We start from the raw sequence: 14,977 nt of genomic DNA on the forward strand, positions 1-14,977 counted from the left end.
GTACGTTTTTACGGTTGAATTCATATGCTATACTATCTTCGTTTATTACACTTTGTTTAGGAAAGCGGTGTGTTTGTGCAGCAACCGATTGCGATACTAGATTCCGGCGTAGGCGGCCTAACCGTTGCCAAGGAGATTATGCGCCAACTACCCCGCGAGAGAGTGATTTATTTCGGAGATACGGCAAGAACCCCCTATGGCCCGCGATCATCCGACGAGATTTTGAATTTTACGAGAGAAATTGTAGATTATTTAATTCAGTATAGTCCGAAAATGATTGTTATAGCATGTAATACTGCAACCGCGGTAGCGCTTACTGATATTCGCTCCAGAGTGTCTGTGCCTGTAGTTGGAGTTATTAATCCCGGCGCAAGGGCTGCTATAGGGCGGACGGTAACTGGCTGCGTTGGTGTTATAGGCACGGAAGGAACAATTAAGAGCGGCGCATACGAGCAGGCTTTAAGAGAGTTGACTCCTCATGTGCAGGTAGTCAGTGAAGCGTGCCCTAAATTCGTCCCGCTTGTGGAGAAAGGCAACTTCTCTTCGCAGCAAACCTATGATACCGTACTTGATTCCATTGGGCATTTAAGAAGCTATCCGATAGATACGTTGATACTTGGTTGCACGCATTATCCGTTTCTAACGGATACGATATCCGAGATTATGGGACCGAACGTAACACTAATCAGCTCTGCTGACGAAACAGCACGTGAAATCAGTACGATTCTGCAGTCGAGTAGAAAGCTTGCAAGCAACGAGAACGAGAACATACCGTTTCATCATTTTTTTTGCAGCGGTGACCCGGAAATATTCAAGACAATCGCGCAGCAGTGGCTGGGTGAACAAATTAAGCTGACGCCTGTTGTATGGCTTGTGCCATGTATTAGCTGAAGACTGTCGCGGGATAAACGGAAGCCAGGTCCTTTGAGGACTTGGCTTTTTTGACTGATTGCTACATAGGACATGGCTGTGCCGGCATAACATGATAGGAATAAATGCGTATAGCTGGGGGCGATCATGATGTATTCTGTTCAAACATACGGCTATCTCGATTTGGTGGAGGGCGTAAGGCAGCTTGGGGGCAAATATCCATTCCTGTCGGCGCATGTGATCGGGCAGAGCGTAATGGAGAAGCCTATAATAGCGCTCCGCTGCGGAACTGGCCCACGTCTCATTCATATGAACGGTTCTATTCATGCAAACGAATGGATAACATCAGCATTGCTCATGCGCTTCGTCGGGGATTTGTCAGCCGCTTATTACAGTGGAGAAAAGCTATGCGGTCAGCATGTGGATCAGCTCTGCAGCGAGGTAACGCTTTGGGCTGTGCCGATGGTAAATCCGGATGGCGTAGAGCTCTCACAGCGTGGAGTGCCGCAATCTCACCCTTGGTATCCCCAACTGCTGGAATGGAATGGCGGCTCGGATCAGTTCAGCGGCTGGAAAGGGAATATAAGGGGCGTTGACTTGAATGACCAATTTCCGGCCCATTGGGAAGAGGAGTGCAAACGTCGGGGAATTACAAGCCCAGGGCCGCGCGACTATCCAGGACCTTATCCGCTCAGCGAGCCGGAAGCGCTTACAATGGCCCGTTTTACAGAGGCACTCCCTTTCGCTGCAGTTATAGCGCTTCATACACAGGGACGGGAAATCTATTGGAATTATCGGGATTATGAGCCGGCAGAAGCAGAGGGAATGGCACGGAGGCTGGGACAGGCGAGCGGCTATCAGCCGGTGAAGCTGACAGGCAGCGATGCGGGTTATAAGGATTGGTTTATTCAGCATTTTCGCAGACCGGGCTTTACGGTTGAGGCAGGCTATGGCGAGAATCCGCTGCCGATGGCGCAATTTGATCGAATTTATGTAGAGCTTCAACCACTGCTGCTTGAGGCGCTGAAGCTATAGTGCCTGCGCTGCGAATGAGCAGCAAGTAAACCAGATATGGTTGTGATATAATAATGGGTAAAGGTCAGTAAAGGTGGAATTTCTGATGCGAAAATGGTTATCGCTGCGCCACTGGCGACAGACGTTTGCCCGTGTTTTTATACTGCTTCGTTCAAACAAGGTTTCACTGCCTGACAAGCTGCTTTTTTTGATACCAGTTCTGCTTTACTGGGTTTTGCCGGATGTGCTGGTGCCAATCCCGTTTTTCCCGCTTGATGATATTGGGATAACGCTGCTGCTTGCACAATGGTTTGCCCGTAGAATGGAGACCAAGTATAATATAAAATAATGAGAACTGCCTATTGCATACGAATAAGAGGAGCTGGATCATTCATGAACTGCAAAATTTCAAAGAATGCTGCGAAAATGCTGCAAGTTGAGCTGGACAAGCCGGAAAACGAAGGCAAATTATTGCGTATTTACATTACTCATTCACATGGCGACCATGCTCATTACGGAATGGCAATCGATGAGCCATCTGACAAAGATGTTGTTGTGTCAACAGACAAGGGAATCGATGTCATTCTAGAGAAGGACAATGAGCTTCTTGATGGCGTACGCGTCGATTATTTCTATGTGCCTGAGGAAGGTTTTGCTGTAACGAATCCAACAAAAGGCAACCACGGCGATCACTAAGCTGAATGAGCTAACTGGAATAGGACGATGAATAATGGCTAACGATATACGGGTTTGCGAGAAATGCAAGCATATGAAGATGAAGACGATTGTTCCCAAGCTGCAGAAGCTTGTGCCTGACACAGAGATTAAGGTCGGCTGCAAATCATATTGCGGGCCTTGTGCCCGCTATGCATTTATATTTATTAATGGTCGATATATAAAGGCGTCATCAGAGGATGAGGCAATTGAAAAGGTGCTTCCTTTCATAAAGAAATAATACATTTGTATACGATAACTCACAACAAGACCCAACGGCTATTCTGATCGTTGGGTTTTTGTGCAGGAAAAGAGGGACGGATCGATTGGATATTACGACGCCGCAGCTGCTTTATCATGGTACGACTAGCGATACCGTACAATCGTTTAAGCAAAAGCTGCTTCATTCGTCTTATTGGCGGCCGGGCAAAGATTTCGGCGAAGGCTTCTATACGACGATATCAATTGCACAAGCGCGCAAATGGTCGCATAAGGCCGCGAAGGAGTGTTGGGATGGAGGCCGTCCTTGTGTTCTTGTAGTAGAGCTGTCATCGGTTCCAGAGCACGTGGAGCCTTTGCTGTTCCTTTCGGATTCCCCGGCATGGGCCTCCTTTATTTATGCGCATCGCAAGGCAGCAACTAAAGGAATAGATCCGTGTGAGTCTCATCCAGATATCATTATCGGCCCCATGGCGGACAATGACACTGGAAAAATCGTACATAAAGCAGTACAATTAAATAAAGATGAGCATTGGTTTTATGAACAGATCACCGTCTCACGCAAAGGCAGGAAGCTGGACTCGCTTCGGCTAGGCAATCAGGTTGTTTTCTGCTCGGAGCGGTGGGAATCGCATGTTAGGCTTGTTGGCTACCATATATATTCAGGAAGCAGGTGGATGTATCATGAAAGTGAAGAGGCAGGTCAGACTAAGCTTATATGAGCGAGGAATCGTAGAAGCGCTGGTCGCGGATTACGGTTATGATGAAGGGGATGCAAGGCAGCTCGTCATTCAATATATCGAAGTCGTTCGCAAGCTGGGCGGGTATGATAATTGCGGGCATTACGCGCAGCTTCTGGATCATGCTAGCCGCATGAATCAACCTCCTGCGAAATGGCTGGAGCGAATTCAAGATATTGAATGGGGAGAGCTTAGAGATAGAGGAATTGAATCGGAGCAAGGACAATATTTCCAAATGAAATGAAGGCCCAGCGATATGATCGTAGGGTCTTTCTTTTGTTCTGCATATGGACCAGGTGAATTCAGGCAAAGAAGTATAGGAGGGAGAATAGATGTTGAAGCCAACGCGGTATTATATAACTGGACTAGCCCTAGTGCTGTTTGCCATCGTAGCGGCGGAGCTTATCTGGCTGCCGTCACCGCTGCGCACCGCTGGAGGCATGCAGTGGATTGAGATGATCGACCGTATATTTTATGCGATGGCGATTGTTCCGTTAAGCTTTGCTGTTGGCGGCTTAACTGGACTAATAAAGCAATGGGGCAGGGCGGGTATGCTTCAGCTGCTGCTGCAGTTAATTCGACTCATAATAGTCGTGATTGGATTGTCTGGAGCCGGATTTATTCTATTCGCTCCACAGAAGCTGCTGCTGTTGTTGATACTAATCGTTTCGGCTATTCCGCTTCTCTTCGTCGATATGCTCCTCAGCGAAGCGCTAGAGCGTGCGGATGAGAGGAATAAAGGAAAGCTAGGCACGGCAGAAGGACGCAGTAGACGAGGGCGCAGACGGCTGCTGAGCATGCCGTGGCGAAGCGGAGCGGTTCTTCTTGTTTCGGTGGTATTGCTACTGGCGCTACTCTGCCCTACGGGCTATCAGGTGACTTATCCCGGAATGACGTTGAATTTGAATCGCTACGCTCATGTCGAGGGGGGCCAAAGCGGGGGAACGGTGAACGGTGTGCTAGTGTTTGACAGACCTGCAGTAGCAGCCGATTGGCTGTATGCGAAGATGTTTCCTTTCTATATATTTGAGAAAACACCAGAGGACGAGCCGCCTCTTACAGAAACATATACGCAGGTCGTCCAGATGAAGACGGATGCGAATAGCGTCGCTGCTGCATTGGCCATGCAGAAGGCGGGGGTCGGAGGCGGAATAACCGCGGAAGGTGTAAGAGTAATTGCTGTAGTGAAGGATAGTCCAGCAGATTCTGTATTAGAGGCAGGAGACATTATATACAAGCTTGACGATCACGCTGTCCAATCCATTAATGAAATGACAGCCTATATGGCTAAAGCGGTAAAGCCTGGACAATCGGTTAAGGTTGCACTCAAGCGCAGCGATGCCGATCTCCAGGTGGACATCCAGACAGTTGCCGCTGCTGACACCCCTGAGCGTCCTGTATTCGGAATTTCGGTCGAAACGAAAGTTCATTTGGACATTCCGCGCAGTATTTCTTACAACTATTATATGGCTCACATTGGTGGACCTTCGCATGGAGCCATGTTGACGCTGGCTTTCATCGATCAGCTGACACCTGGCGGTGTTACTCACGGCTTGAAGATCGCTGGCACAGGAACGATTGAAGCTGACGGCTCAATTGGACTTATTGGGGGCATTAAGCAGAAGGCATATGCAATCAGCCGCACCGATGCCGACGTCTTCTTCGTACCGGCGCAATTAGAACAAGCCGCCCGAAGCGCGGCCCCTGATCTGAATATCGTGCCGGTAAACACGATAGATGAGGTGCTTGACTGGCTAGCGCAGCATTAGCCATTTAGGAAACGTCAGGTTTTATCCTAAAGAGAGCTATACCAATAAAAGTACACCCCTTAAAGTAGACATTGGAGAAACCCATTAGGGAAACCGCTGATACTTTAGAGGGTGTATTTTTTATATATATTACATGTACGTCTAACTCCCGTAGCTCCACAGTTTCCTGAGCATTATTTCAATATAATTTTCAATAAACTATCTATCTCTTGCTGCAAATAGTCTTGGGAGAGTGGAATGTTCTGCAGCATAAGGCCGATTATGACGGAGAAGTAGAGGAATAAAAGTTTGTGAGGATCGCCTTCGCGGAATTCACTCATTTGCTGTCCCTTAATGAACAGGGGAACAAGCTGCTCGATAGTTTCACCCGAAGAATATTGTTCGATGATTTGCTTTGCCATTACTGGTGCCTCATCCGAAGTTTGCGCGTGTTGAAGCAACAAAAAATAGTATTTGTGACTTTCATCCATCATATTTAGGGTAAATATTTTCAGTTGTTCCTTAGGTGAACCTGGTAAGTGCCGAACATTTCTAATCGCAGCCTGCGCTTCATCTATCGCTTCCTGCACAAGGATAGTGAAGATCTCTTCTTTTGAACTGAAATAACGGTATGACAAACCTTGACTGATACCAGCTTCAACTGCTATCATGCTCATTTTCGTTCTGTCGATTCCTCGTCGAGCAAACACTTTAAGCGCTGCATTCTTTATTTGTTCTCTGCGATCATCGGAGGAAGGTTCAATACTAGATTCATTTTGTTGCTTCAAATGCATTCACTCTCCATCATCCGATTGTTTGAGATTGCTTTCTTCGTATCTGTGCCTCACTTACCTCCCATAGACGTCTGGCGCTGTCTTTATTCTGGGCAGCCTCGGATGGGGATATACTTTGCATATCCTTATAGTAGCTCCCATTGGAAACAGCCATTTCGTCACAATCAGCTAACCAGACCAAGGTTTCGGCGCCTTTCTCAGGAGTTCGGGAGAACCATTTCATCACCGCCATAGTTAAACGGGCCAACCATCCGTTGTCTTGGTTAAAGTTCGTTGCCACCAATCCGGGATCGAAACAGGAAGCCGTAATTCCGGTTCCTTCTAGCCGCCTGCCTAATTCGGCAGTAAACATGATGTTGGCGAGCTTGGTTTCGCCGTAGCGGAAATTAGCGCCTCCCATCAGGCTTTGCGGGAAATTATAGAACCCCTCGGCACTGAGGTCGTCAAAGCGAATTCCTTTTTTGGCCATTTTGTGGCCATGAGAAGCGGTCGTAATTATGCGTGCATGTTCATTTTCCATTAATCGTTCAAGGAGCAGCTTAGTAAGCAGGAAAGGAGCCAGGTGATTAACCGCCCAAGTGTTTTCGATGTCATCGACAGTTAACTCCCGCGTTACAAACATAGCTCCGGCATTGTTGATCAGAATGTCGATTTTAGGCCATCTTCCCAAAATGTCCGCAGCTGCTAGGCGAATGGACTGCTGAGAAGACATATCCGCAACAAAAATGTCTACCGTAATGTTGTGCCCAGCTATGGCCTTGAGTTGAGCCGCTACCTCATTAGCTTTTGATTGATTACGCGCTACGATTCCCAGGTTTGCTCCCCGGATCGCAAGCTCCTTCGCGGCGGCCAAACCGATGCCGCTGGTGACTCCGGTAATGATGACATATTTTCCTTTCACTGTCCACTTCGTAGTCATTTTCATACCCCTCCAATATAATGAATGAATCGTTCATTTATTATAAATATAATTAAATTTAAGGGAAACGTCAACTACTATTACTCCGGTTCGGCAACGCACTGCCTGAAAAGCAGCGTGTAAATAGTTTGAAATCCTGATTTCGCTGGGAGCAGGCAGCAAGCAAAACAGCCGAACAGGTGTAAAAAACCTGATCGGCTGTTCTATGAATAAAGCTTTAAAATTAGTTTTCCCTAGCAGTGGATTTACTTGCTTCTGGTATTCGCTCACTGCATTGCGCTTGCAGCTTCTACATTATCGCCTTCTGATTCGCCGCCACGCGCTTCGGTTGCATTTTGCACCTTAAACGCATCAATTAAATCATTCATCACGATTTGATCGGACATATTAAGCTCAGTGCGCGCGGCTTCAACAGCATGACTGCAAGCGTTCATATCTCCAAGCGCATTTTCTGCAATATTCCAGCACTTTCCGTTCTCGATTATATTATCGCCTGATGGCATATAATAGACCGTTCCGTCTGTCCAAGCACCATTTCTAAACACAACCATTTTGCCGTCCTGTTTTTTCTCGGTCAACAAGGGAGTCCCGATCAAATACTTGTCGGCAGTGGAAATGCCAAGCAAATGCATAATCGTTGGCGTCACATCAAGCTGTCCGCCAACATTTGTATAGGTGCCTGAATGCTCGTCATTCGGCAAATGAACGATGAAAGGCACCTGCTTCAAAATAGTGGCCCGTTCAAGATCATTTAATGGTTTGTCGAAAAGCTTCTCGAACAGCGTCCAATCCTTAATTGAATTGTCATGATCGCCATAGGCAACAAGTATGGTGTTATTCCATAACCCCTCAGCCTTCATTCTGTCAACAAGCTCACCCAAAGCAGCGTCGACATAATGAATGGCTTGAAGATAGTCCCCCATAATCGTACCATCCAACTCGCCAAGGTTAAGTGTCTGCTCGGCTTCCGGCATTGTAAAAGGATAATGGCTGGATAAAGTTATTAGGAACGAGTAGAAGGGCTGCTTCTGTTCAGAAATCAGATCAAGCGATTGTTTGAAAAATGATTTGTCGCTAAGCGCCCAGCCGAGCTTATCATCTAAAGTAAAATGCTTCAAACTATAAAATTGATCATACTTCATGTTTCGATACATCGTATTTCGATTCCAAAAGCCGCCCTCATAGGCATGGAATACGGATGTGAAGTAATCATTATTTTTTAATGTTTGCGGTAAACAGTCGAACTCGTTCGGCGCATATTGAACAAAAACAGAGCCATTCGCAACAGGCTGGAGGGAGCAATTTGCAGTGAAATCCGCATCCGATGTTCTGCCCTGAGCCGTCTGGTGAGAGAAATTGCTGAAATAGGCGCTTTGCTCAATAAGCTTATTCATATTGGGCGTAATTTCTTGACCGCCAATAGATTGATGAATGACAAAGTTTTGGAAAGCCTCGAGCTGGATCATCAACACATTGCTGCCCGAATAAGCGCCGTACAGCGGATCCTGCTCCATCGCCTTTCGAAGACTGCCGCGCGATTCGATCCATTCCTTGGCATCCGATTTCTGCTCGGCTGTAACCATTTCCGCATCAAGCCAGTGCTGCTTCACATAGCGATATACGTCATAGCCGTGGAAGCCGAGTTCACCCGTAACATTATAAATGGATAAATTCCACCAGTTTCCAACGAATACACCCTGTGCCCAAGTGCGATTGGCTTGATTTACATTCGTGAACACTAGCGATGCGCCAATAGAGAAAAGGACAGCACTCAGTACAATCCGAGCGACCGCTTTTCTCCAGACCGGTGGAATGCGGCGATACTGATTAGCATATCTCAGGTCTCCGCGGCCGCGCCAAATCGTATAAACGGCAAAAGGAATCATAAACAGCCAATCGATGAAAAAGGAAATGTCCTTCCAGCGCAGCAACGTTTCGATGCTTTCGCCTAACGATTCAACCTGATTTAATTGAAGCAGTACGGGTACAGAAATCAAATCCTGAAAGTAGCGATAATAAACCAGATCGGCAAACAGTACAAAGGATATGATCATATTTAAAGCAATAAGCGCAATGATTCGCCCGCGCGCAGGCAGCCAGATCGTCCAAAAGCTGACGAGCAGGAGAGAACCCACTTCTATAAGCGCATCAATGCGATTCATGGGCATATTGGCAACGGCAAGAAATTTAGAAAATAGATACAGCTTCATCAGCATGACAAGGACAAACAGAAGCAAGTCGACTCCTTTAATCCGCTCCAGCCATAGAAGGAGAGTACTCATGCCGCGACGTATCCATGTATGTTGATTGAATAACATAATTAAACAGGCCTTCTTTCTAACTTAAGTCCGATTTCCACGAGGGGGAAGCGGGCCAAAAAATTGGAAGTAGTTACATTCAATGCGTCCATTAAAAAGCTTGCGCTTCTTATCGGCTGGTCTGCCGAAATAAGTCTCAATCGTTGTTGTTGGACTAATTGCGAAATATGACCAAGTCGGATAATGCAGGGCGGTCAAGCCGAATTGACGCAGCGCAGCTTCCGCTTGCACATCATCACCTAGCCGTTCCCCATATGGCGGATTGGTAATGATAACCCCGTAATCACCCTGCAGCTTAACTTTCGCAACAGGCTGAACAGAAAGCTTGATTTCTTTGCCGAAGCCAGCTTTCTTGATCGCAGCTTCTGCAATTTCAATAGCGCCAGGATCAATATCCGAGCCTGCGATTTGAAGCGGAATATCATCTTTAACCAGATCGAACGCTTCATCGCGAGCCTCATCCCAGAGCTCGTTAGGAATAAGCGGCCATCCTTCGCTATTAAAGCTTCGCCGAAGTCCTGGTGCAATATTCCATGCAATCATGGCAGCTTCAATTAATATCGTTCCTGACCCGCAGAAAGGATCATATAACGGCCTTTCCGGGCGCCAACGGCTGAGTTGTATAAGCGCTGCTGCCATCGTTTCCCGAATTGGGGCTTCGGTGGCTACTTTGCGATAGCCCCGTTTATGCAAGCCGTCTCCAGTCGTATCAAGCGTAAGCATAGCATGGTCGTTCATAAGCGTCACTTCAATAACGTAACGTCCTCCGTTCTCCGGAAACCATTCCGTGCCGTAACGGTCTGTCATTTTGTCGACGACAGCTTTTTTTACGATGCTTTGGCAGGCAGGAACACTCGTTAATTGCGATTTCTGCGAACGGCCATTGACCGGAAATTCTCCGTCATTTGGAATCCATGTCGGCCAGTCCAGCGCCTTTGTACCTTCGAAGAGTTCTTCAAACGTTGTCGCAGGGAACTCACCCATTTTGATAAGAACTCTTCCCGCTGTCCGCAGCCACAGATTGGTACGGCAAATATCGATAGGACCACCCGTGAAATTGACACGTCCGTTTTCCACCTGCAAATCCGTATAACCCAAATCCTTCAGCTCGCGTGCGACAACCGCCTCAAGCCCCATCGGAGCAGTTGCGATTAGCTGTAATTTTTCCATTGTACACTCTCTTTTCATTTATACTTTACGATAGCAAAAATCTGCTTTAGAAGCAGTCTCTTGTATCATTGCGAACAAAAACATACAATCAAGTATAGGACAAACTAGGTTGTTTTTACAAACTGTAAAATTGGAGAGAGAAGAATTATGCTAACGGATGAACAATATGTGGACTCGCTATACGGCAAAGATGCCGATTTGGAACGTACAAAAGAGGGGATAGCAGCCAACGGCATGCCGGATATTTCGGTTGCGGACGGCTATGGCAGACTGCTCACGATGCTTGTGGCGATGTCCGGCGCGAAGAAGATAATGGAAATCGGTGCGCTCGGCGGATACAGCGGCATTTGCTTGGCACGCGGACTGCAAGCAGGTGGCAGCTTGCTCTCGCTTGAGCTGCTGCAGAAGTATGCGGACCTCGCTCAGGTGCATATGGAAGCGGCCGGACTTGGCGACAAGGTACAGTATATGGTCGGGGATGCGAAGCAAAGCATGGCTCAGCTCAAAAGCGCAGGGCAAACTTTTGATTTTTTCTTTATTGATGCCGATAAAGAAGGCTATCCCGTATATTTGGATTATGCAATTGAGCTAGCAGAGCCTGGTGCAATAATCGTAGGCGATAATATTTTGCTTCGCGGCAGAACAACAGATCCAGCCAAAGCGGGACCATCCGTTCGAGCCGTTCGTTCTTTTAATGAAACGATCGCCTCGGATGACCGTTTGCAAAGCACGGTGCTGCCTGGCTATGACGGACTAGCTATCGCAATCGTTAAATAATACGTCAACTCTCAAACACCCTTAGACTTGGCCGACATTGATGTCGGCTAGGCTCTAAGGGTGTTTTTGTGAATGGCACAGTGCCAATGAGTCAAGTGAGTAAGGCAGTACCGTGATCATCCGTACGGATATTCTGCTACTGAATCACGTATTACAAGTTGATTATTAACGATAACTTTTTGAGGGTCTAGGTCAGGATTTTTTAAACGGTGGAGCATGCAATTCAGTGCTTTTGACGACATGTCCTTCTTGTTGATGTCCATTGTTGTAAGTTTTGGACTTATATTCTGACTTAGATCCGTATTATCAAAGCTGATGATCGAAACTTGATTCGGAACGGAAATACCGTTTGATTGAAGCTTAATCATCAGCTTATAGGCGGCCATATCGCAATGACACACGAATGCGGTAGGGAGTGACTGAGGAATCGTGTAATCCATTTCGTAGGTACTGTTTATGTCGTTATTGATCAAGTGCCATTCCTTGTGATATTCCAAATGATGTTGAATAAGTGCCTTATAGTAGCCGCAGAATCGGTCCATGACGCTTGCCGTATAGTGTGGGTCACCTACAAACCCAATATCCCGATGGCCCATGTTAATTAAGTACTGAGTTATTGTGTAGCCTGATAAATAATTATCGGTGACAATCGAGTCGATCGGCAAATCTGTATCATGAAAATCTATCGCTACAGTAGCAATTTTTGTTTTTAGAATGGTTTCTTTAATGTAGTTTTTAGATATTTCTCCGGCAATAAACAGACCGTTTAAGGATTGTTGCTCTTGTTGGAAATTGAATGGTAGGACTCCCATTTCTTCCTCTTCAGAGTTGAGAATATATAAAGATATGTTGATATTGTTTTGAGCGCATTCTCTTTCTAGAAAATAATAAATAAGCGTATAGAAATTATCCGTGTCGAGGAAAAATCGTTTAGTAACGAGAAAGCCGAGTTTTGTGATAGTCAGTTTTTCATTCTCGCTTTTATTCATATAACCCAATTCCTGTGCTGCACGAACTATTCTTTCTCTCAATGCATCACTAACACCAGGTTGGTTTTTAAGTGCTTTAAAAACAGAAACCTTTGTAACACCGAGTTTATTTGCTATGGTTTCCAACGTTACCTTTTGTTTTTTCATAAGAATCTCCTGACAAAGAAGTAGTTACTTTCTATAAATATAATAAAACTTTAAGTAACAAGTCAATAAATTTTAGTTATTAAATTAATTCATATAAATTACCAAATAATTTGGGATAAAGAGAAAAATATTATTGTTAATTTTAATTGACTTCAATTAATAAGCGAACTAAAATATTTCATGTAAGTGCTTACGAATTGATTAACAGAATTGAGAGTGGAAACGATGGACTCCAAAGCAATTCAATTCATAAATGATTTTTCGTGAAAGGTAGAAACAGTATGCAAAAATTATTTTCATTTCGTTTGAATGGTGATATTAATAAAGGGTTTTCAACCGAGCTTTTATATGGCGAAACGTTACTTGCAAGGCATAATTGCGGCGGTGAATTAAATCTTCTCCTTGAGAACGGAGATCGGGCAGATCGATTTGAAATAGCATCCTGGAAAGCAGAAGAGGCGATTGAAAAAGAGGGGAAGCTGATCTTGCGCGGGAAATCACGACTACCTCTCTATACGACTGATCTTGACATTGAAGTCACTTATGAACAGGTAACGGATCGGGTCATAAAAAAAACAATTCGTCTGTTTCAGAATGATATTCCGCGCCTCTATATCTCGCTGAAAAACTCACTCGAACCAAGCGCTGCCCCCCGTTCTTACTGGTCGTTCGACCAAAAGGACCATACCGGTGGACCAGCATACGGTGTTCTTACAGATGATGTATTTCCAGCAGCAGGATTTGTCGATGAAAGCGGCATAATGGTCGGCCTACTTACCGATTCGGGATGGAAGAACAAGTGGAGCCGCCTTGCTTGGCGCCGTACGAGCCATGGGAACACTGCAACCATACAAATAACGGATCCGGCGCTCCTGCGGACTGCGACGCAAGAAGAACGCAGTGAAGGCAAGCATCATGTAACACTCACTCTGGGTGAATTGTACGGCAATGTCGGAATTCCGTTCGAAATCAAGGAACAATCCGACCGTCGATGTACTTTCTTTGGTCGGCGTGGATACCGATATACATTAGCCATGGAATGCCGGGGCAAAAAAAGAGGGGGACCGGTTAACCTCATTGATTCAAAAGGAAATCGTATAGATAAGATCAATGATGATAATGTATATTCCGTTGTGACACAGGAATGGCTGTCGTTTGTCGGCCGTTCAAACGAACTTCCGGAAGATGGATATTATACGCTTTTTTTCGAAGAATCCAATGAGATCGAAACAAGAAATATCCGGATTTTCGAGGCTTCCCCAATACCCCTCCCATGGCATGAACTTCGTCAGGGAAAGGAACTCGTTCGCACTGTATTGATTTTTGCCGAAGACAGTGAGGCTACAGCACGAAATGTTAAACTGAAAAGTCAGGTAAACCTTGCGGAAGGTCTGGGCTTCAAGGGAAGCGAATTGGAAAAGATTCTTTATGCTGACTTCAAAATGCTAACTTGGGTAACGGAGCCCGGTATAGATGAACCAATGGTGGTACCGAGCACTTTATATTTCGAGATGTATTTCCGTGATGTATTTTGGATTCTTAATGGTACTCAGGATGCGTTCCTCAATGAAAATATTTTGAGACGCATTGGAGAGACGATGAATGAACAGGGATCCGTTGACAACATTATTACCGCATATCACGGAAGTATTGAGCATTCAGATAATGAACTTCCTTACCTCTATCTTTTATGGAGCTATCTTAACCGAAAACGATTCGGCAGTAAGCCGGATATGAAGAAAGTACACGAGATCGCAACACACATCAGACAAAAGTTTGATCCCGACGGAGATGGTGTTATCAAGACTAACAACCCGCAATCGGCGATGGATGTGATGCTGCAGGGACGTCCTTGTAGATTTGCTTCAAGTCAGGGGTATTATGCTGTAGCTTTAATGGCTGCCAAAGAGCTTGGTGCAGACATTTCCGAGGAATACGTACAAGCAGCTGTTGATGCGTATAGGGGCTATTATGCGGAGTATGGTTCAGAAGGTAAGTTCATTCACAGCTTTCCTGATAATACGCTTGGTGAAAATGGAGACGCAATAGGAATAGTCGCAAACATCGATCTTGAACCGGAATTTCTAAGTACTTATATATTCGAACGTTCGATGCTTGATGATGAAATGGTCATCAATACATTGGAAAAATACCCGGTATCCCCTGAGGGATTAATGCCTAACATATGCAAGGTTGACGGAACTTTCTTCAGCAAAGAAGTAAATCCTTTCAACGACGATCTTTACTGGAAACCCGGCACCTATGCTAACGGTGGAAGCTGGCTGCGTAAGCAGTATGTCGCACTTGCAGTAGGAAAATACCATGGGTGGAGCAAAGCGGACGAACTCATGAAAAAAAGGTTGGATGCCGAGCTTCATTTTGATTCTGAAAATCCGCTTAGCAGAGAATATCTTTCACTTTCGGGAGATCGAGGAGATTCCGCTCAGCACCGCATATTCGGCTGGAATCTAATTGTGCTCGCCATTCACGAGTGGCTTGGAATAAGGAATCCGGAATGGAATCCGGATTTATCAATTTTGAATGATTAGGGGGTATAC

Annotated in this window: 15 protein-coding genes; 10 read left to right on the plus strand and 5 right to left on the minus strand. The window is 45.7% G+C overall.

Features of this window, described 5'->3' with window-relative positions; genetic code table 11:
* The first annotated feature begins 75 nt into the window (after positions 1–75).
* The 8 genes from racE to CEF13_RS09950 all read left to right on the plus strand — a co-directional run bounded on the left by racE (position 76) and on the right by CEF13_RS09950 (position 5,326).
* The gene (racE, locus tag CEF13_RS09915; RefSeq protein WP_102716319.1) at positions 76–891 is read left to right on the plus strand and encodes a glutamate racemase; all 816 of its coding nucleotides are present in this window, start codon (positions 76–78) and stop codon (positions 889–891) included.
* A 126-nt stretch (positions 892–1,017) separates the two neighbouring features.
* On the plus strand, positions 1,018–1,905 hold the full coding sequence (locus CEF13_RS09920) for a M14 family metallopeptidase (RefSeq protein ID WP_102710526.1): 888 nt from the start codon (positions 1,018–1,020) through the stop codon (positions 1,903–1,905).
* An 85-nt stretch (positions 1,906–1,990) separates the two neighbouring features.
* Positions 1,991–2,233, plus strand: coding sequence for a hypothetical protein (locus CEF13_RS09925; protein ID WP_102710527.1), 243 nt, complete (start codon positions 1,991–1,993; stop codon positions 2,231–2,233).
* A 44-nt stretch (positions 2,234–2,277) separates the two neighbouring features.
* Complete coding sequence (locus tag CEF13_RS09930; RefSeq protein ID WP_102710528.1) at positions 2,278–2,580, plus strand: heme biosynthesis protein HemY; 303 nt, start codon at positions 2,278–2,280, stop codon at positions 2,578–2,580.
* 34 nt (positions 2,581–2,614) lie between these two features.
* Entirely contained in the window at positions 2,615–2,839 is a 225-nt protein-coding gene (locus CEF13_RS09935; protein ID WP_102710529.1) for a YuzB family protein, read from the plus strand.
* 85 nt (positions 2,840–2,924) lie between these two features.
* Positions 2,925–3,539: a DUF3990 domain-containing protein gene (locus CEF13_RS09940; RefSeq protein ID WP_166742820.1), complete on the plus strand. Its 615-nt coding sequence runs from the start codon at positions 2,925–2,927 to the stop codon at positions 3,537–3,539.
* Positions 3,502–3,801 (plus strand): hypothetical protein, encoded by a 300-nt coding sequence (locus CEF13_RS09945; RefSeq protein ID WP_102710531.1) that lies wholly within the window; start codon positions 3,502–3,504, stop codon positions 3,799–3,801. The genes CEF13_RS09940 and CEF13_RS09945 overlap by 38 nt, the downstream gene beginning before the upstream one ends.
* Before the next feature lie 88 nt (positions 3,802–3,889).
* Positions 3,890–5,326 carry a PDZ domain-containing protein gene (locus CEF13_RS09950; RefSeq protein WP_102710532.1) on the plus strand — a complete coding sequence of 479 codons (1,437 nt, stop codon included), beginning with the start codon at positions 3,890–3,892 and terminating at the stop codon, positions 5,324–5,326.
* A gap of 173 nt (positions 5,327–5,499) precedes the next feature.
* On the opposite strand, the gene CEF13_RS09955 is transcribed toward CEF13_RS09950, so the two are convergent.
* The 4 genes from CEF13_RS09955 to CEF13_RS09970 form a co-directional block, all read right to left on the minus strand.
* Entirely contained in the window at positions 5,500–6,099 is a 600-nt protein-coding gene (locus CEF13_RS09955) for a TetR/AcrR family transcriptional regulator (protein ID WP_102710533.1), read from the minus strand.
* Between the two features lie 10 nt (positions 6,100–6,109).
* On the minus strand, positions 6,110–7,024 hold the full coding sequence (locus CEF13_RS09960) for an SDR family NAD(P)-dependent oxidoreductase (protein WP_102710534.1): 915 nt from the start codon (positions 7,022–7,024) through the stop codon (positions 6,110–6,112).
* 260 nt (positions 7,025–7,284) lie between these two features.
* Positions 7,285–9,336: an LTA synthase family protein gene (locus CEF13_RS09965; protein ID WP_102710535.1), complete on the minus strand. Its 2,052-nt coding sequence runs from the start codon at positions 9,334–9,336 to the stop codon at positions 7,285–7,287.
* Positions 9,337–9,360: 24 nt separating this feature from the next.
* Entirely contained in the window at positions 9,361–10,506 is a 1,146-nt protein-coding gene (locus CEF13_RS09970) for a THUMP domain-containing class I SAM-dependent RNA methyltransferase (RefSeq protein ID WP_102710536.1), read from the minus strand.
* A 147-nt stretch (positions 10,507–10,653) separates the two neighbouring features.
* Between CEF13_RS09970 and CEF13_RS09975 the strand changes: the two genes are divergently transcribed.
* The gene (locus CEF13_RS09975; RefSeq protein ID WP_208414528.1) at positions 10,654–11,283 is read left to right on the plus strand and encodes an O-methyltransferase; all 630 of its coding nucleotides are present in this window, start codon (positions 10,654–10,656) and stop codon (positions 11,281–11,283) included.
* A gap of 116 nt (positions 11,284–11,399) precedes the next feature.
* On the opposite strand, the gene CEF13_RS09980 is transcribed toward CEF13_RS09975, so the two are convergent.
* Entirely contained in the window at positions 11,400–12,419 is a 1,020-nt protein-coding gene (locus CEF13_RS09980; protein ID WP_102710538.1) for a LacI family DNA-binding transcriptional regulator, read from the minus strand.
* Positions 12,420–12,700: 281 nt separating this feature from the next.
* Here CEF13_RS09980 and CEF13_RS09985 point away from each other — a divergent pair, with 281 nt between their 5' ends.
* Positions 12,701–14,968, plus strand: coding sequence for a hypothetical protein (locus tag CEF13_RS09985; protein WP_102710539.1), 2,268 nt, complete (start codon positions 12,701–12,703; stop codon positions 14,966–14,968).
* The last annotated feature ends 9 nt before the right edge of the window (positions 14,969–14,977 follow it).

This window comes from Paenibacillus castaneae (assembly GCF_002884445.1).
Classification (GTDB): Bacteria; Bacillota; Bacilli; order Paenibacillales; family Paenibacillaceae; genus Pristimantibacillus; species Pristimantibacillus castaneae.

Coding starts and splice junctions, on each gene's coding strand:
- CEF13_RS09920 (WP_102710526.1), top strand. CDS start 1,018: ATGATGTATTCTGTTCAAACATACGGCTATCTCGATTTGGTGGAGGGC.
- CEF13_RS09925 (WP_102710527.1), top strand. CDS start 1,991: ATGCGAAAATGGTTATCGCTGCGCCACTGGCGACAGACGTTTGCCCGT.
- CEF13_RS09930 (WP_102710528.1), top strand. CDS start 2,278: ATGAACTGCAAAATTTCAAAGAATGCTGCGAAAATGCTGCAAGTTGAG.
- CEF13_RS09935 (WP_102710529.1), top strand. CDS start 2,615: ATGGCTAACGATATACGGGTTTGCGAGAAATGCAAGCATATGAAGATG.
- CEF13_RS09945 (WP_102710531.1), top strand. CDS start 3,502: ATGAAAGTGAAGAGGCAGGTCAGACTAAGCTTATATGAGCGAGGAATC.
- CEF13_RS09950 (WP_102710532.1), top strand. CDS start 3,890: ATGTTGAAGCCAACGCGGTATTATATAACTGGACTAGCCCTAGTGCTG.
- CEF13_RS09955 (WP_102710533.1), bottom strand. CDS start 6,099: ATGCATTTGAAGCAACAAAATGAATCTAGTATTGAACCTTCCTCCGAT.
- CEF13_RS09960 (WP_102710534.1), bottom strand. CDS start 7,024: ATGAAAATGACTACGAAGTGGACAGTGAAAGGAAAATATGTCATCATT.
- CEF13_RS09965 (WP_102710535.1), bottom strand. CDS start 9,336: ATGTTATTCAATCAACATACATGGATACGTCGCGGCATGAGTACTCTC.
- CEF13_RS09970 (WP_102710536.1), bottom strand. CDS start 10,506: ATGGAAAAATTACAGCTAATCGCAACTGCTCCGATGGGGCTTGAGGCG.
- CEF13_RS09975 (WP_208414528.1), top strand. CDS start 10,654: ATGCTAACGGATGAACAATATGTGGACTCGCTATACGGCAAAGATGCC.
- CEF13_RS09980 (WP_102710538.1), bottom strand. CDS start 12,419: ATGAAAAAACAAAAGGTAACGTTGGAAACCATAGCAAATAAACTCGGT.
- CEF13_RS09985 (WP_102710539.1), top strand. CDS start 12,701: ATGCAAAAATTATTTTCATTTCGTTTGAATGGTGATATTAATAAAGGG.